The organism is uncultured Cyclobacterium sp., assembly GCF_963977555.1.
Taxonomy (GTDB): Bacteria; Bacteroidota; Bacteroidia; order Cytophagales; family Cyclobacteriaceae; genus Cyclobacterium.
In genome coordinates this window covers 1-17663 of record NZ_CAXBPD010000038.1, presented here as the reverse complement: position 1 = coordinate 17663, position 17663 = coordinate 1, and the positions used below count along the sequence as shown (strand labels likewise).

At 37.3% G+C, this 17663-nt stretch carries 18 protein-coding genes; 12 read left to right on the top strand and 6 right to left on the bottom strand.

All coding sequences use genetic code 11. From position 1 onward, the window contains the following. Positions 1 to 29 precede the first annotated feature (29 nt). The 3 genes from AAC073_RS24725 to AAC073_RS24715 form a co-directional block, all read right to left on the bottom strand. Positions 30 to 1079, bottom strand: coding sequence for a trypsin-like peptidase domain-containing protein (locus tag AAC073_RS24725; protein ID WP_339926466.1), 1050 nt, complete (start codon positions 1077 to 1079; stop codon positions 30 to 32). Next, positions 1079 to 2269 carry an AVAST type 1 anti-phage system MBL fold metallo-hydrolase Avs1a gene (avs1a, locus tag AAC073_RS24720; protein ID WP_339926465.1) on the bottom strand — a complete coding sequence of 397 codons (1191 nt, stop codon included), beginning with the start codon at positions 2267 to 2269 and terminating at the stop codon, positions 1079 to 1081. Before avs1a ends, AAC073_RS24725 begins: the two co-directional genes overlap by 1 nt. Positions 2270 to 2747: 478 nt before the next feature. Next, positions 2748 to 5306 (bottom strand): phosphoenolpyruvate carboxylase, encoded by a 2559-nt coding sequence (locus AAC073_RS24715; RefSeq protein ID WP_339926464.1) that lies wholly within the window; start codon positions 5304 to 5306, stop codon positions 2748 to 2750. Between the two features lie 243 nt (positions 5307 to 5549). Between AAC073_RS24715 and AAC073_RS24710 the strand changes: the two genes are divergently transcribed. From AAC073_RS24710 to AAC073_RS24665, 10 genes are all read left to right on the top strand, one after another. Further along, positions 5550 to 7856, top strand: coding sequence for a putative monovalent cation/H+ antiporter subunit A (locus AAC073_RS24710; RefSeq protein WP_339926463.1), 2307 nt, complete (start codon positions 5550 to 5552; stop codon positions 7854 to 7856). 2 nt (positions 7857 to 7858) lie between these two features. After that, on the top strand, positions 7859 to 8269 hold the full coding sequence (locus tag AAC073_RS24705; RefSeq protein WP_020891427.1) for a Na+/H+ antiporter subunit B: 411 nt from the start codon (positions 7859 to 7861) through the stop codon (positions 8267 to 8269). Position 8270: 1 nt separating this feature from the next. Continuing rightward, the gene (locus AAC073_RS24700) at positions 8271 to 8624 is read left to right on the top strand and encodes a Na+/H+ antiporter subunit C (protein WP_048642461.1); all 354 of its coding nucleotides are present in this window, start codon (positions 8271 to 8273) and stop codon (positions 8622 to 8624) included. Continuing rightward, the gene (locus AAC073_RS24695; RefSeq protein ID WP_339926462.1) at positions 8621 to 10129 is read left to right on the top strand and encodes a proton-conducting transporter membrane subunit; all 1509 of its coding nucleotides are present in this window, start codon (positions 8621 to 8623) and stop codon (positions 10127 to 10129) included. Before AAC073_RS24700 ends, AAC073_RS24695 begins: the two co-directional genes overlap by 4 nt. Positions 10130 to 10141: 12 nt before the next feature. Beyond that, positions 10142 to 10621 (top strand): Na+/H+ antiporter subunit E, encoded by a 480-nt coding sequence (locus AAC073_RS24690; RefSeq protein ID WP_339926461.1) that lies wholly within the window; start codon positions 10142 to 10144, stop codon positions 10619 to 10621. After that, positions 10618 to 10893, top strand: coding sequence for a cation:proton antiporter (locus AAC073_RS24685; protein WP_020891431.1), 276 nt, complete (start codon positions 10618 to 10620; stop codon positions 10891 to 10893). Before AAC073_RS24690 ends, AAC073_RS24685 begins: the two co-directional genes overlap by 4 nt. Then, positions 10886 to 11281: a monovalent cation/H(+) antiporter subunit G gene (gene mnhG / locus AAC073_RS24680; protein ID WP_339926460.1), complete on the top strand. Its 396-nt coding sequence runs from the start codon at positions 10886 to 10888 to the stop codon at positions 11279 to 11281. The genes AAC073_RS24685 and mnhG overlap by 8 nt, the downstream gene beginning before the upstream one ends. Further along, positions 11259 to 12413, top strand: a complete 1155-nt coding sequence (locus tag AAC073_RS24675) for a lactonase family protein (protein WP_339926459.1) — start codon at positions 11259 to 11261, stop codon at positions 12411 to 12413. Before mnhG ends, AAC073_RS24675 begins: the two co-directional genes overlap by 23 nt. Positions 12414 to 12475: 62 nt before the next feature. Then, entirely contained in the window at positions 12476 to 13555 is a 1080-nt protein-coding gene (gene asnA / locus AAC073_RS24670; RefSeq protein ID WP_339926458.1) for an aspartate--ammonia ligase, read from the top strand. A gap of 159 nt (positions 13556 to 13714) precedes the next feature. After that, positions 13715 to 13912 (top strand): cold shock domain-containing protein, encoded by a 198-nt coding sequence (locus AAC073_RS24665; protein ID WP_014020889.1) that lies wholly within the window; start codon positions 13715 to 13717, stop codon positions 13910 to 13912. Between the two features lie 165 nt (positions 13913 to 14077). Here the strand turns inward: AAC073_RS24665 and AAC073_RS24660 are convergent, their stop codons facing one another. The 3 genes from AAC073_RS24660 to AAC073_RS24650 are packed head-to-tail and all read right to left on the bottom strand — an operon-like array spanning position 14078 to position 15679. After that, a complete protein-coding gene (locus tag AAC073_RS24660) occupies positions 14078 to 15025 on the bottom strand; it encodes a DUF4097 family beta strand repeat-containing protein (RefSeq protein WP_339926457.1) in 948 nt (315 codons plus the stop codon). Next, positions 15018 to 15395: a TM2 domain-containing protein gene (locus AAC073_RS24655; protein WP_339926456.1), complete on the bottom strand. Its 378-nt coding sequence runs from the start codon at positions 15393 to 15395 to the stop codon at positions 15018 to 15020. Before AAC073_RS24655 ends, AAC073_RS24660 begins: the two co-directional genes overlap by 8 nt. After that, positions 15380 to 15679 (bottom strand): DUF2752 domain-containing protein, encoded by a 300-nt coding sequence (locus AAC073_RS24650; RefSeq protein WP_339926455.1) that lies wholly within the window; start codon positions 15677 to 15679, stop codon positions 15380 to 15382. The genes AAC073_RS24655 and AAC073_RS24650 overlap by 16 nt, the downstream gene beginning before the upstream one ends. Positions 15680 to 15928: 249 nt before the next feature. Here AAC073_RS24650 and AAC073_RS24645 point away from each other — a divergent pair, with 249 nt between their 5' ends. Together AAC073_RS24645 and AAC073_RS24640 are read left to right on the top strand one after the other, a co-directional pair. Next, on the top strand, positions 15929 to 16858 hold the full coding sequence (locus AAC073_RS24645; RefSeq protein ID WP_339926454.1) for a hypothetical protein: 930 nt from the start codon (positions 15929 to 15931) through the stop codon (positions 16856 to 16858). A gap of 159 nt (positions 16859 to 17017) precedes the next feature. Further along, entirely contained in the window at positions 17018 to 17221 is a 204-nt protein-coding gene (locus AAC073_RS24640; RefSeq protein ID WP_339926453.1) for a hypothetical protein, read from the top strand. Positions 17222 to 17663 lie beyond the last annotated feature (442 nt).

The window sequence follows — 17663 nt, the reverse complement described above, 5'->3', positions numbered from 1 at the left end:
GGCTTTGCCACCATATCCGTACAAAGCCTTTATTTGATATGTGCCTTATTCAATAGAAAAATATTCAATTCTGGAATTTCATCAAGACCATCAATAATTATTAGTCCATTTTGCTTTTTCGATTGATAATAAAATCCAAGGTCGTTAAGCAATGAAGGTAATTTCTCTAACTTCTTTTCAAAACTATTATCGTCAACGGGGGGTGGAGTTCCTGTAAGTTTCAAATAAATAATCTCTTCCAACCATTGAATAAAATACCTATTTGACGTTTTTAAAGCTTTTGGAGTCTTATCATTAGGGATTTTTATAAAGTATTTGCCAAGAATATCTATGTTTTCATCCTCTGGTAAATAAGTTGCAACACTTATTGTCTTACCTGAGCCTGGAGAACCAGATAATAAGAACCATTTATTAGATGACTTAATAGTTTTATCAATTGTTTCATGATTTTCATAGTTTGGAGTTGAACTTTTGATATCATCTTCAAATTCCTGAGGAATATCTAACACATTTATTTCTTCCTCAACTTCTATATTATAATCGATTAAATAATCTTTAATTTTCGAAATACTTATTGCCAGTAACTTATCATCCTCCTGTTGTAAAATTACACCGCCAATTTTATCAGATGTAACTACAGGGGAACCAGAAAAACCACTATAGTCAAAATCCTTTTCAATTTCATCTGAACTTAGAATAAAATCACTTCTATCTTTAATTTGAATTTGATTTACATTACCGAATAGTCTTAAATCATTAGCTTGTCCGTAATATGGAAAACCATTAGTTTCCCAGTTTTCATTAAATCGAATCGTTCTGGATTGAAGAGGTAAAAAATTATTACACTTTTTCTCAATTCTAATTATTGCAATATCAAAATTTTCATCTTTTGATATTAACTCTCCTGAAATTTCACTATTGTCGAACAATTTGATTGTAATTTGAGAAGAGTCCACGACAACATGTAAGGCTGTTAGTAATAGTGATTCAGCTATCAAGAAACCTGTTCCTTGTTCTTCATCACAAATAATCTTTGCAACTGATTCTTTTATTTGAGTTGGTGTAATTATGCTCTTCATTATAGTTCAATTTCTATTGGAGACTTTTCTTTTGCTACATTAATCTCAAATAAATACTTTTCCTTCAAGTTTGCGTCATTTATCTCATGAACAAATTTTGGAGGGTAGTTAAAATGAAGATTGCGTGTAAAAGCAGATTTCCGATTTATTATTAGCGCTATCGTTTCGATATCTGGATGACCAAATTTGCTACCATCAGAAGATATGATATAATTTTTTGAATCAATTACTTCAAGAAGTTCTTTACTTGTATTTGTTATACTGCCATGGTGGGAAAGTTTGATAATGTCAAATTCCATTGGGAATTCTTCGTCTGAATAATGCATTTTCAAACTTTCTAATATTAACGAGGGGTGAGAATCGGCTAAAAAAAGTAATTTCTTATTATCTTTTTCAATCACAAATGAAATGGAACTTCCATTAGTTACGGAAGTATCTTCCATGATTTCTATATTACTTAATTCATCAACATCTATGTCTCCGCCAGAAATATCTTTCTTAACAAGGACTTTTTTCTCTTTCTCTTGTGCAATTAAAAATTCAAAAGCATCATCATAATTTGAGTCATCCTCTGTTATATTATAGCCTTTCTTATATAATTCTTTATACCAAAGTCTTTTAAGCTTTGAAAGCTTTTGATTATTTGGTGAAAGAATTCTTATTCTAGTATTATCATCAATGGATAACGTAGCAAGGTTATCTATTGAAACTGCTTTACCAGCAAATTCCGAATTCCATTTATAATTACCTTTTAATATAAGTGCACTAAGAGCAGAACCTTGCTCGGCACTGATTTCGTTCCTACCTTCTATAACTTCTTTTAAATATGATTTTCCGGAAAGTGCTGTTAAATCTGTTTTACCATCAAAATCTTTTAAACTGAGATTATCTATAAGGTCTTTGATGTGTCGATAGGAGTTATGCCAAATATTTTCAATGTCGATTATTTCACTATTTGTGTTTTTCTCTAACAGTCTTACTATTCCAGAAATATGGTCACTATCTATATGGGTTACAATTAGATGAGAAATCTTTTTTCCTTCTTCTGATTTCCTTTTTAGTTCATCACTCAAATATTCATTAAAAGTATTTACGTAGCCACCATCAATTAAGTAAAGATTGTTGGAAAAATCCAGTAAAATACTATCACCATTTAATGCTGGGAATATTTTAATTGTATTATCGCTCATTAGGTTCGTGGGTTAGGTAATTGCACTCTTTTGCAAATTTTGGTTTGTGGGTTTGCCTGTGCGATTTGCAAATGTGTGCAATGTGCGTTGGCTTCCCTAACTGTCCCGAAGGGCAGAAGCGCGGTGGCAAAAACTAATTTTTTCTTGCACCAACCTTCAATCAATGAGCCAATTTTATCATTCCGTTTTTCCAATTTTAAATCAGGTTATTTCTGTGTAATTCGGTCTCTTAGCCTTGCATACAACGTACGAATAAAGTGCACAGTGCACTTTATTCGCCTTACAACTGTAGTTCAATATACCTAAGATTATAATACTATAAAAGCATTTATTGTTTCAAGAGGGAATTGTCTTTGTATTTTATGGAATCACCTATTGAAAGGATATATAAATTTCAAAATCAAGGATAAATTCACAAAAAAAGGCCACTGAAACAGTGGCCTTTTATATATGGTATAAGAATGTTTTTTAATAATCCTTATGCAGCATTTCTAGCAGCATTAATGATCCCGAACATGGTTCTTAAAATCAGGTTTTGCAATGCCCTGTCTTCTTTTCCAGAATCCAATATGGTCTGGATGGCATATTGCTGGATAGTGATCAAGGGCAAAACAATCCTTTCCCTAATCGCTATAGATTCTTTACTTACCGGACTGTCCTCCAATAAAGCGCTCATACCTGCTACGGTGAGAATTTTATCGTAAGACCTTTGGTATTCACCATACATCAACTCCCAAAAACCTCCATATATAGGGTCCTCTTTAAGGTAGGCTGTTGCTGGGTAAAAGGCTTTGGCAAGAGACTGCATAGAGTTACCGAGTAATGAGCGGAAAAACAAAGAGTCTTTGTACAATTGCTGCACCTCTCCTAATCTGCCTTGCTTCTCTAGGTCTTCAATGGCCTTACCCACTCCGAAGAAACCAGGGATATTTTGTTTCATTTGAGCCCAAGCACCCACAAATGGAATCGCTCTCAAATCCTCAAACTTCATACTACCACCTTTGCTCCTCTTAACTGGCCTGGAACCAATATTGGTCATTCCAAAGAACTTCAAGGGGGTAACTTTTTCCAAGTAAGGCACAAACTGAGGATGGTTTTTAAGCTCCTTATAAGCCTTGTAACTGATATCTGCCATCTCATCGATGAGCGCTTTTTGCTTTTCAGTAAGACTGTTTTCACTTGAAGGATACAAATGACTTTCCATTCCAGCACTTAGCAATTGCTCCAGATTGTAAGAGCAACTAACCGGCTTGCCATAATTGGCACTGATGGTTTGTCCCTGTATGGTGATTTGAATCTCACGGTTTTCTACATTTGGCCCGAGTGAAGCATAAAAATTATGGGTATTTCCACCACCCCTAGCAGGAGGCCCCCCTCTACCATCAAAAAAGACAACATCTATTCCATCCTGCCTGGCTACTTTTGTTAGTTCTTCCTTGGCCCTAAGAATAGACCAGTTGGCTCTGATATAGCCTCCATCCTTGGTTCCATCAGAAAAGCCCAACATGATGGATTGCTTATTGCCTCTCTTACGGAGGTGCTCTCTGTAGATTTCATTGTTATAAAGCGCTTCCATGACACCATGGGCGGCAGCTAAATCATCAATTGTTTCAAACAATGGTACTATGTCCAATAAAAGATCGCCACCATTCGATAACAATAATTTGTTTAATTGAAAAACTTCCAAAACATGCAGTAAAGACTGGTTGTTGGAAATGATGTACCTATGACATCCCATGGGACCATTGTGCTTCTGAATGTAAGCTATAGACGAGATGCTTTCAAGCATCTCTCTATGGAAAGGATCTTCCATAGCACTGATTTCTGGCAATTGCTCAACAGAAAGGATTTTTTGGATCTTGGCTGCTTCATCTCCTTGATGATAAGCCTCTAAAGCAGCTTCACCATCATTTTTAGTAATAAGCGCATCCCAAAGGTCATCATGTTTCCTGCTATCTTGTCTTACATCCATACTGGCAAAATGAAAGCCAAAAACCCTCACTTTTAGTATGAACTCATCCAACAACTCTAAGGACAATCCACCATGCTTTTCTACTATGCCTTTTCTGGCAGCATATAATACCTCAAGCAATTCATCCTTGGACTTGAATATTTCTCCGCCTTCTTCATTTCCAAACAAGGTGTTGTAAATGCCTTTTTCAGCTTTAATTAGATGAGTTTCCACATCGTGGAAAGTTAATCTACGCCTGACTTTACGGATATCTCTATAGTAGCATTTAAGGATACTATTTTGAAGTTTATCTGCTACCTTTTTGGTTATTTCATGGGTAACAAAAGGATTTCCATCCCTGTCACCCCCTGGCCAAAAACCTACCTTCAGCAAGTTGGGGTTTTCCCAATCATGTAGCGGTATGTTCAATTGGTTGAGGATACGGATCATGATATCCGAAATACTCGGATAGAACACATATTCCAAAAACCAGGTCAGGCTCACCGCCTCTTCATAAGGAGAAGGTTTCTCTTTATTAATAAAAGCGGTTTTACCAAGCTGGCGAAGTAAAAGATCGACATCACCCAAGTCATTTTTCCTTATGGCTTGTTCCAAATCAGTAATAATGGCCAATACATTGCCAGGATAGAATTGCGTAGGGTGTGCGGTTAAAGTCAGTCGAACAGAGAAGGTTTTAAGCTTTTCTATCAGTTCTTCTTTTTTATGATCGTTTTCTGCCCTAGCAATCAGAGCCGTCATGGTACCTTTACCTTTGATGTCATTAAATTTTTCGAAAGAAGCATCTTCTATCGAATCAAATAAAACAACTTGACGCTCGATGTATTGGACCATTTTAAAAAGCAGGTCATGCCTTTCTTCATCAGATTTATCCGCCATTAACTCCTCAAAGAATTGACGGATTATCTCTTTTGGCGTTTTATTTTTTTGAAACCCACTTTGGCATGCCTCGGATAAGATAGGCAATAGTGTGCCCGTTCTGTATATTTGGTCAAAGGGCAGGTCTAAAAACAGACTGTTATAAATCGTGAAACGCTTTGCGACTTCAGTCTCGTATATGTTTGCCATGGTTGAAAAGGTTAAATTTATTCTTTGCAATATTTCAAAAATGCACATTTTTTTGTTTCTATGCATCAAAACGCTGGTATAATTTCACTACTAATTACCTCCCTCAATATATTTTGCTTACAATCAGTGGCTTATTAAAATTTCCAACTAACCATTGATGTAAAGGAGAATATAAGACCTGTCTAATCACATTATTTTTCGTATTTTAGGCTTTCGTTAAACAAACTCGTTAAATAATCGCTGATGTTGATTGCTGTAATTTCGGGATTTATTTTTGCTTTGGTGATCCCACTGATCATGGGCTGGCTGAAGCCTAAATCTACCATTTGGGCTGCTATTCTACCACTTTCCATTTTTGGGTATTTCCTTTCAAAACTACCCTTAATATTAGCAGGAGAGACCTTGAAGATGAGTTACCAATGGGTTCCGTCCATAGGTGTAAACCTGGACTTTTACCTTGATGGTTTATCCTACCTCTTTGTTTTACTGATCAGTGGAATAGGTTCCCTGGTTTTTATATACACCTCAGCTTATCTTAAAGGCCACCATTACCTAGACAGATTCTATGGATACCTATCCATGTTTATGGCCTCTATGCTTGGATTGGTATTGTCAGACAATATTTATACCCTTTTTATATTCTGGGAACTTACTAGTATAAGTTCCTTCTTTTTAATCGGGTTTAATAACGACAATCCTGATTCCAGAAAATCAGCAATAACAGCTTTGGCAGTGACTGGAATTGGTGGTTTGTTTTTGATGGCCGCAATGGTTGGCCTAGGTCATATTACAGAAGTGTATCAAATATCTGCTCTTGCACCTCTAGCAGAATCCATCCAATCAGATAGCCTTTATGGCTGGGTATTGTTTTTCTTATTTATTGCTGCATTTACTAAATCTGCTCAATTCCCCTTTCATTTCTGGCTGCCCGGAGCAATGAAAGCCCCTACACCTGTGTCCACTTACCTTCACTCCGCAACTATGGTGAAGGCGGGGATCTATTTACTTGCCAGGTTTACTCCCATCTTGGGAAATCATGAATGGTGGAACAGCACGCTTATTATTATTGGTGCCATTACCATGACTTATGCAGCCATTCATGCATTATTTAGGTTAGATCTTAAGGGCATATTGGCCTATTCCACCATTTCCGCACTGGGCATCTTGGTATTTCTAATTGGGCTTGGCACAAAAGAGGCTTTACTGGCTGCTTCCGTCTTCATTTTAGTTCACGCCTTATATAAGGCAACGCTATTTTTGGTCACAGGCATTATTGACCATGAAACTGGTACGAGAGACATTCGGCAACTTGGGGGTTTAAATAAAGTCATGCTTCCTGTGGGGATTGCCGCAATGCTCGCAGCCTTATCCAATGCAGGAATACCTCCCTCCTTCGGCTTCGTTGGGAAAGATTTAATTTATGACGCCACCCTTGGGATGGGTGATGTCGCCTGGTTACTCACCGGGTTGGCAATCTTCACCAATGCAGCCTTATTATTTGCAGGATTTTTGGCTGGTATAAAACCATTTGTTGGCAAGCTGCCTGAGAAATTCGAGCAACTACATCTTCCAGGCCCTGCCATGTATATCCCACCTTTATTGCTCGGGGTATTGGGTATTGTTTTTGGCCTTGCCCCAGGACTAATCGAAGGAAGTATCATAAGACCTACCGTTCAGGCAATTACTGGAGCTACACCTGATTTTCATTTAAAATTATGGCATGGCTTTAACCTGATCTTGTTATTAAGCGCTATTACCATTGGCTCCGGTACTCTTTTGTATTTTCTTTTGAAGCCCTCTGAAGGTCTGCTTGCAAAAGTGACCCGATTTGAAAAGGTTTCACCGCAATCAATCATTACATTAATAGCCAATGGTTTTGTTGCTATCAGTAGAAATTGGACCAAATTTTTCCAAAATGGTTATTTAAGGTTTTACCTGATTACCATTCTTTCCTTTTTATGTATTTTATTAGGATATCGTTTCTTCACAGGGGTAGAGTTGTATATTGATACTGCAAAACTTACAGATGTGACCTTATATGAAGCAATTGTAATCCTTATAATGGCCACTGCCATTTTCTTTACTGTCTTTTCCAAATCCCGCCTTACTGCAGTGGCTTCATTAGGTGTTGTTGGCTATTCCTTTTGCATGATATTCTTGTTTTATTCTGCACCGGACCTGGCCATGACTCAGTTTTCAATAGACACTTTGACAGTGATTTTATTTGTTTTGGTTTTATACAACCTTCCTAGGTACCTTGTCCTTCCCGACAACAATGATAAAATTAGGGATGGATTGTTGGCACTAGTATTTGGTACACTCATCAGTGTATTGACTTTAGAGGTAATGAACGAATCGGTCACCAAAGAGATCAGTGAGTATTATGCGAAGAACGCCTATATACTTGGAAAAGGTAAAAATGTTGTCAATGTGATCCTAGTAGACTTTAGAGGCTTTGATACCATAGTGGAAATAACGGTATTGGCAATAGCTGCTATCGGCGTATTTGGCCTTTTAAAACTCCATCTTAAAAGTACTGAAAAAGAATAATTATGAAAACCATCATTTTCAAGACTGCCTCGGTATACTTGCTTCCTTTATTATTACTCTTTTCCATCTTTATATTATTGCGTGGGCATTATTTACCAGGCGGTGGCTTTGTTGGAGGTTTGATGGCATCTATTGCTTTCGTAATCCATTCATTTGCCAATGGAATTGAGAAAACTAAAAACATCATGTCCATTCATCCTGGTTTTTTGATGCCAGTAGGGCTGCTCTTGGCCTTGGCCTCTGGTGCTCTGCCCCTGTTTTTTGGAGAATCATTTATGACCGGTCTCTGGATGGAGAATGCTGTTCCGGTAATTGGATCAGTTGGTACTGCCTTGTTCTTTGACACTGGCGTCTACCTTGTTGTTATTGGTGTCACCCTCACCATTATTTTCACCATATCAGAAGGTTTATAGTATGGAAATTTTATTGGTAATAATTATAGGGCTCCTATATGCCGCCGGCATCTACATGATGCTAAGAAGAAGTTTGGTTAAGCTGATTATCGGTTTAATTCTACTAGGTAATGGAGCCAATTTGTTGATATTTTTATTAGGAAAAATAGTTAAAGGGAAACCTCCTATTATCGCCTCTTCTGAGAAGATGTTGGGAGAAATATATGCCGACCCGGTACCTCAGGCACTAATCCTAACCGCCATAGTAATTAGTTTTGGACTACAGGCTTTTGCCATTATTTTAATCAAGCGTGCCTATAAAGTGGTTAAAACAGATGACTTGGACGAAATGAACGCAACCGACGAAGACTTATGAACAACCCTTACATTGTTTTACCGGTAATTTTACAGCTCTTCATCGCAATATTGCTGATGTTTTCTTGGAGCAGTAAGAATATTCAAAAGCTAATTTCTGTAACCGGATCTTTAATAGCCCTTGTAATAAGCTTATTACTTCTTATAAAAGTGGACAATGAAGGCATTCAGATCATGCAGGCAGGCGGATGGGAAGCTCCATTTGGGATTACATTCGTAGCGGATACCTTTAGTGCCCTTCTTGTATTACTTACAGCCATTGCTGGTCTGGCAGTCAGCGTGTACTCTGTTGGCAGTGTGAGAAATGCCCGTATCAAATTTGGGTATTTCCCTATATTTCACCTACTTATAATGGGATTAAGTGGTGCCTTCCTTACGGGAGACATCTTTAATCTCTATGTTTGGTTTGAGATCATCATTATCTCTTCTTTTGTGCTGCTTACAATTGGCGGTGAAAAAGCCCAAATAGAAGGTGCCATTAAATATGTCACCATGAACCTATTGGCCTCAGTCATATTCCTTACCGCCATCGCTATACTGTATGGGTTAACCGGAAGTTTGAACATGGCCGATCTTTCTCTTAGGGTGGCAGAAATTGAAAACAGAGGTTTGGTCAATGTCACGGCCATATTATTCCTTGTTGGTTTCGGGATCAAATCAGCTGTGTTTCCGCTTTATTTTTGGTTACCTGCTTCCTACCATACTCCACCGCCAGCCATTTCCGCCATCTTTGGAGGCTTACTTACTAAAGTAGGTGTCTATGCCTTGCTAAGGGTATTTACCCTGATTTTCATTCCTGACACTTTCCTATCCACGGTGATTATGGTCATAGCGATCTTAACCATCCTATCAGGAGGAATTGGGGCATTGATTCAAAATAATATTCGAAAGGTCTTTAGCTACCTCATCATCTGCCACATCGGTTTTATGCTTGCAGGACTAGGCGTGTACAGCACCTTAGCCATTGCAGGTGCCATATTTTATCTGGTACATGATATCATTGTTAAAACCAACCTTTTTATGGTTAGTGGGTTGATTTTCAAATTCAAGGGCACCTATTCCATGCGTTTACTAGGAGGCTTTTATAAAGAGCATCCAAAGATGAGTCTTTTAATGGCTATACCCCTCTTTTCATTGGTAGGTATCCCACCTTTATCAGGCTTTTGGGGCAAACTATTAATGATTCAGGGAGCCATCGATCAATCAAATATTTTAGTGGTGATTTTCATAATCTTGGGAAGTTTCCTTACCTTATTCATTATAGCACGATTGTGGTCAGAGGTATTCTGGAAAGATGGCCCTGTATTACCAGAGAAAAAACACATCAAATATTACAATGCTTTGAAACCTCTGAAAAGAAAAGCAATGGTCGGCGCAATTGTTTTCCTATCTCTAATTTCTTTGGGAATAGGCTTTGGCGCAGAATGGGTAATGCGATTATCAATAAAAATCGCAGAGAACCTAATGGATCCTACCCTATATATTCAAGCAGTTTTGGGCAATTAATTCAATAGAAAAATGATAAAAACCAGGTTTCTTAGTAACCTATTGCTTTCCTTTATCTGGCTGGCAGTGACAGGTACTTTCTCTTTTGTTAATTTCGTATTTGGATTTACGTTAAGCTTTTTTCTATTGTGGCTTATATCCAGGGACGAGCACAATAACCGTTACCTCTCCAGAGGACCAAAACTGGTAGCTTTTATCTTCTTCTTCTTGTATGAATTGGTCAAAGCCAATTTACAGGTGGCTTATGATGTAAGTACCCCCAGCTATTTTATGAAGCCTGGAATCATTAAAATCCCGCTGGATGCCAAAACAGATGTGGAAATAACCTTACTGGCAAACCTTATAACCCTGACCCCCGGAACATTGAGTCTGGATGTTTCTGATGACCGAAAAGTACTTTACGTACATGCCATGTATGTAAAAAATAAAGAAGCCTTTATTGCTGATATAAAAAATGGATTTGAACGTAAACTTTTGGAGATATTGAGATGAGTGTATACGACTTCCTATACTATATAATACTTCCTGTTTTGGCCATTTCAACCTTACTTATATTTATTAGGTTTCTAATAGGCCCTACACTTTCAGACAGAGTGGTAGCACTTGATCTATTGCTTACTACTGGTATTGGTATCATTACAATTTATAGTATATATACTGATCAGCCGGCGTTTCTTGATATTGCCATGATCATGGCACTGATCGCCTTTTTAGGCACCGTTGCCTTTTCTTATTATTTAGATAAAAGAGAGAAAAATGAATGATTACCTGATCATAATATTGAGTGCTCTAGGAGCATTGTTCATATTACTTGCCGCAGTAGGGGTTATTCGCATGCCTGATCTTTATTTGCGAATTTCAGTAACCACCAAAGCGGCTACTTTAGGCATTGGCTTGCTGTTAATTTCTGCTGCTATTTATTTTAATGAAATAGGGATTACCTCCAGAGTGTTGGCTATCATAACTTTCATTTTATTAACGGCCCCAGTAGGTGCACACATGATAGGTAGGGCATCCTATTTTTCAGGTGTGAAATTATGGTCAAAATCAAAAGAGGATGACCTTAAAGGAAAGTACCACCCTAAAACGCATGAGTTGGCCAGTGGCATGGACGAAATCAAAGAAAAAAATGAAAGTAAAAAATCTATTTAATAGCAGCTTACTAATGCTGTGCATTGCTTGCGGAACAGCCAACAATGAAAAAAAAGAAATGAAAGTCAAAGAGACCTCACCTACATATAAGTTCTTGCTAGGAACCTATACCAATTCTCCAGAACAGGGCATTCACCTGATGGAATTTGATCCGGAGGCTGGAGAAATAAAAATCCTTTCTTCTGCTTCAGACCCTGACAATCCATCTTTTGTCATTGCAAATAAAGCACAGGACCGCGTATATGCAGTGGAAGAAACCGCCGGAGACGATGGGGGAAAAGTAGGTGCTTTCAGTCTTATTGATGGAAAGCTAAAGAAATTAAACACTGTCAAGGCGGAAGGTAAATCTCCTTGCTACATTGCCTTGGATCCTAGTGAAGCCTTTGTCGTAGCGGCCCACTATTCATCAGGTGATTTTTCAATAATCCCTGTCGCTGAAGATGGGCAGCTTGAGACTGTCGTTCAAGTAATCGCACATAAGGGAAGTAGTATTATTTCCAATAGGCAAGCAGAACCCCACGTGCATTCTTCAATATTCAACCCTAAGGACGGCAACTTATTCATAGCTGATCTAGGTACGGATGAAGTAGTCGTATATGACTTCGATAGCAAAGAGGAAAAACCGTTAAACCCAGAACCAATATTCAGCTTAAAAGTAACTCCAGGAGCTGGACCAAGACACATGGTGTTCAATGATGCCGGTGACATGCTTTATCTGGTACATGAGATCTCTGCAGAAGTTGGCGTTTATGCCTACAATGGTGGAGAATTGAAGCATATTGCCACACATAAACTCACAGAAGACAGTTTTGAAGGTAAGGTAGGAGCTGCTGAAGTAAGGCTAAGCCCGGATGGGAAATTCTTGTATGCTTCTAATCGTGGAGATGCCAACGAAATAATAGCCTTTAAAGTCATAGAAGGAGGTGATTTGGTTCATGTACAAACCATTTCTTCCGGAGGAAAATCGCCAAGAAATTTCAATATTACCCTAGACGGAAAGTACCTGTTAGCTGCCAATCAAGGTTCGAATACCATCCTTGTCTTCGAAAGAGACATGGAAACTGGTGAAATAAAACCCACCGATATACAAACAGAAATACACAAACCCGTTTACATCAACTTCTTACCCTAATACCTGGGTAAGAACCTTGATATTTTCTTGAATCAATTCTTTTCTTTAATTTTGAGGCGATTTTGAGAAAAACAACAAATAGTGAACTTAGTAAATATAAAAACATGCTGGCAACTAGTGGGCTGAAATACAATTGCTTATTAAACAGGAGAGAAACAGAAAAGGCAATAGACCTTATCAAAACAAAATTTCCTGCATTGATGTCTGAAAAGTTGAACCTATTCAAAGTGTCTTGTCCACTAGTGATAATGGATGGTACAGGAATTAACGATGATTTGAGTGGTGCAGAACGTCCAGTGAGGTTTCCAATAAAAAATCAAGCCGATGCTCCTGCGGTAGTCGTTCAATCACTAGCGAAGTGGAAAAGATGGCAATTAGCTGAACTTGAGACGGAAAATGGAGAAGGCATTATAACTGATATGAGGGCCTTAAGACCAGATGAAGATTACTCACCTCAACATTCTCTTTATGTCGACCAATGGGATTGGGAGCAAAAAATCAGTGATTCAGATAGGAGTCTGGAATACTTAAAAGAAGTGGTGGAAAGTATTTATGGTATCTTTCAAGAATTGGAAACAAACATTTCCGCTATTTTCCCTGAGATTTCTCCAATTTTACCAGAGAAAATTAAATTCATTCAGGCAGAAGACCTTTTACAAGAATTTCCGGGCTTAACAGCAAAAGAAAGAGAATACCAGGCTTGCAAAGCCCACGGTGCTGTTTTCCTTATTGGCATAGGAGATGAATTAAGTAATGGTGAAAAACATGATGGTCGAGCGCCGGATTATGATGACTGGAGTAGTTTCAACTCAGAGGGATATAAAGGATTAAATGGAGACATTCTAGTTTGGAATCCCTTACTTGAAAACTCATTCGAGCTTTCTTCTATGGGAATAAGAGTAAACGCAGCAACTTTAGCCCACCAATTAAAAGTTTCAGGCGAAGAACAAAGAAGCGCTTTATTTTTCCATAAAAAATTACTGAACGGAGAATTACCTCAAAGCATAGGTGGAGGAATTGGTCAATCTAGAACTTGCATGTTTTTGCTAAGGAAAAAACATATAGGTGAAGTGCAATCTGGAATATGGCCCGAAAATGAAGTTCAAAAGTGCTTGGAAGAGGGCATAGAATTGATGAAATAATAATCCTATAAAAGGGTTGAATCTTAATGTTTATGCCAAAAGTATGGCCACAACATTTTATGCAATCTTTTAATTCCTGAAAATAAATTTATTCAAGAGTTTTATTTGCGAAAAGAATTCTTATCTTTACCCCAGTAAATACAATCAATTAATATTATTATGAACACAGGAAAAGTAAAATTTTTTAATGAATCCAAAGGATTCGGTTTTATTATCGATGATGAATCATCAAAAGAGTATTTTGTGCATGTCTCTGGACTTATCGACGAAATCAGAGAAGACGATGACGTATCCTTCGACCTTAAAGAAGGAAGAAAAGGTCTGAATGCAGTGAATGTGAAGGTAGTTAACGCATAACATAACATTGACATCAGTAGTGAAAAGCAGCCTTAAAGGTTGCTTTTTTTTTGTCTATACTTTTTCTAATTATGGTTTGGTACATTATCTAAACTATCTCAAAATCTTCGAAAAGTCTTTGGTCCTACTTAAACAGGACAAAACATACCAAACCATACATACTAATTATTCGCTGATTACCAACTTCCCAGATTGTATTCTTCCCTTAATAGTGACATCAGCATCGTTATTAACATACAGATCGTCACTACTAGATTGATCTCCAATGCTTAGCCTGCCACTACCTACATTAAAGTCAAAATTGAAATTTTTCAGAGAAGAGGTGGTGTTTACATTCATATAACCTGAAGAAGCGGACAAATTGGTTGCTGCACCTATACCACATTTTTTAGCTTCTAACATTCCTGAAGAAAGACTTATTTCACCTAAACGAGTAACGTTATTGAGGTCTGCCTTACCAGAACTCATACTACCTGAAAGTAGTCCCTCAATATTAGACAATACAACCATCCCGCTAGATCCTCTAAATTTAACATCCCCCTTCATACCTTCCAATGTGCCCATACCTGATGACACTTCCATATTTAATCCGCCTTCAATATTTTTCAACTCCAGTTTGCCTGATGATATTTTAACTTTTAAATCTGGAGATTTCAAATTCCTTCCTACAATCTTACCCGAACTTCCATGTAATACAATGTCATCATTACTAACATTGATAACTTCCAAGGTTCCAGATGAATTGTTAATGTTAACGGCCATGTCCACTGGACCAGTGAGGCTTATATAGCCTTTTACATTTAAAGATGAGAAAAAAGAACCATTGTTACCAGATTCAAAATTAATATTCAATTCATCTTCTACCCTTCTAACAATTACCCCTTCCATTTCAGCGTCACTTGCTTCCACAAAAGCTTCTATGTTTACACTTCTTGTATCCTCTCCACCAATATAACTGATTTCAAGAGCACCACCATTTACATTCACCTTGGTAATCCCATCGTAGGAATTCTCCATATCTGTGATTGTTTCCATAGGCAATGGATTACAACCAAATGGCACCCCTGAAAAACCAATTAAAACAAAGACAAATAATAATGGATACCTACTCATCTTTTTTAGATTTAAAGTCATTGCTTAAAGCTAACAAGGATAGGGTTTCTTGCGCCATTTTAATATTGTATTCGTAGGTAAGACTTTTGTAATTAACCAAGTCCACTATGGTACCCACAAAACATAAACCCACGGTAAATAAGTATAGGATTCCAAGACCAATTTGCCCCAAAATAAACCTATGTAGTCCAGCAAAACCGAAGAACCCAATTAGTGTCAAAATTAAAATCATTTGACTATCCTTTCTTCTGGCCCTGTAAACTTGTGCAAATAGACCTGCCTGTTCTTCAGTCATGTCCTTCAATATTCCCTGAATATAACCCAATTCCATACCTTCCAATTCTGGTAGGTGTCTCAATACATTTGCCATAATTTCTTTTTTATTTTTAGTTTACTTAATTCAATAATTCTAAATAAAATAACACCAACCCCAAACCAACCAAGTGGATGGTGAGTCCATGAACTAGTGAAATCCCCATGCATAAAATAATGCATGGATCGACCTATCCCACAGCCTGGACACCAGGTAAACCCTAAATTATCCAATGGGCATAGACTAAAAGTATGCGCCGACGCTCCACCAAAAGCATACAAACCAATTAGTGCAAGTAGCCATACAATTAATTCCAAAGTTGGGGATTGGTTGACTTTCATACCAATGAATATACGAATAGAATGCCAGTTATTAAATATAACATTGAAGCGAATAGAGGGCTATTTATTATAAGGAAGTGTTCGATTCAGATACAAATAATGTTCATTATCGTACATAATTCAAGCTGAGATTTAGAAAAATTGATCCTTAGATCCATGGCACTTTTATGGAATAGGAATTGTGCTAAAATTGCTAATGATTCCAAGGAGCATTTTGTACATTAGAAAATTAATTGATCCATCAAAACTATGTTTAAATTGAATATGTTCGGCGGCACAAATAAACTTTATAGTCTTTTTATAATAGTGTTTTTTTCCCTTTCTATATCCTATGGTTATGCCCAGGAGTCAACGGATTTATTTTTAATCCAGGCAAAAAAAAGTTTATTTGGTTTTAAAATCTATCCAGAAACGGTGAAAAAAATCACTAAAGGGAATAATTATGACAACCAGCCTACTTTTATAAATAAAAGCCAATTCGTATTTACCTCACAGGCTGAATCTGGTTATACTGATATTATAATGTACAACCTGGTCAAAGGCAAATTTACTAACATGACCAGAACTTCGGATAAAAGTGAATACTCTCCGGACATTACGAGTTGCGGTAAATACATCTCTGCGGTAACAGTGGAAAAAGACAGTACGCAGCGATTATGGTTGTACCCTATAAACTTGGGAGAGCCTGAAGTGCTTTATGATGACATCAAGCCCGTGGGTTATTATGGTTGGCATGGAGAGACTGCCGCGTTGTTTCAACTGGGAACACCAAACCGATTGGTCTATCCCTATAGCAGAGAGGATATATTTGAATTAGCGCAAAACCCAGGGCGTTGTATCAAGCCTCGTCCAGGGACTGACGAAATCGTTTACCTCGACAAAAATACCAACATAGTCTCAGATGGCAGAGAAAGCTATGAAATAAGAGCTTTCAATGTGGAAAGTAGACAATCAACAACTATAGGTATATCTCTTGGGAATGCTCAAGATTTTTTTTGGTTGGACAAGAACAATCTAATAATGGCAAGGGATAATTCCATCTACCTTAAAAACATCAGCAAAGGTACAGATTGGGAAGAAATAGCTTTCATTGATATGCCCGGATACCAAAACATTAGCAGAATAGCTTTAAGTCCAGATAACAAAAATTTGGTCATTGCGATGGAGCCAGCAAATTAAATGGGATTTATAATCTCCAACAAATAGATCTAAAACTATTTGAAGTCACAATTATGAAAGCATTAACTGAATTAACTTTCAAATTAACATCTGAAGGCATCCATTTACTAGAAATAAATTCACTTTTCAATTAATGAAAAAACTGTAGGGTTTTATAATATGCTTGGCAATGGTTTTATTGCCGTCTTTGCATTAGTTGGGTCGGGCATAATTGCTATTATTAGTGCCTTCAAAACCGTTCCAATCATTGAAATTGGTGTGAATAATAAAACCTATAAACTTCGGATTGTAAAGAGTCCAAATAAATTAGAAGAGCTGTTGAAATTTTTGATGCGCAACAAAATAGAAGACCTTCAGCAATAAGGTTACTTTATTCCGCACGGAAAAGAACCTTTCAGTAAGTTTTTTCAATTAAATGGAATGTTGAAATTGATTTAGCAGTATCACAAATACTATGGTATCCCCATCTTGTACTTAACAAAAGTAAGCTCTAGGTGTAGATTGCCTCTACGCCTTTTTATTCTTGTGCTCTATAATTATCATAAAATAAATCTTCAATAGCTACATGATTATAGTAACACTGTATTCCTGCTGTATATAGAGCCATATACGGATTCCGTGCTTGGTAGAGATTACCTTATCAATAGTGATTCTGGCAGTTAAACCTAGCTTATACAGTAAGTAATGAGCCCTTGTGTGAGCACCTCACTTTTAAAAACTGGAGTATTGTCTAGGTTTATTTACAAAATAGGCAAAAAAAAGACCCGTAGAATGATCTACGGGTCTGTAATAATGAAGGCGGCGA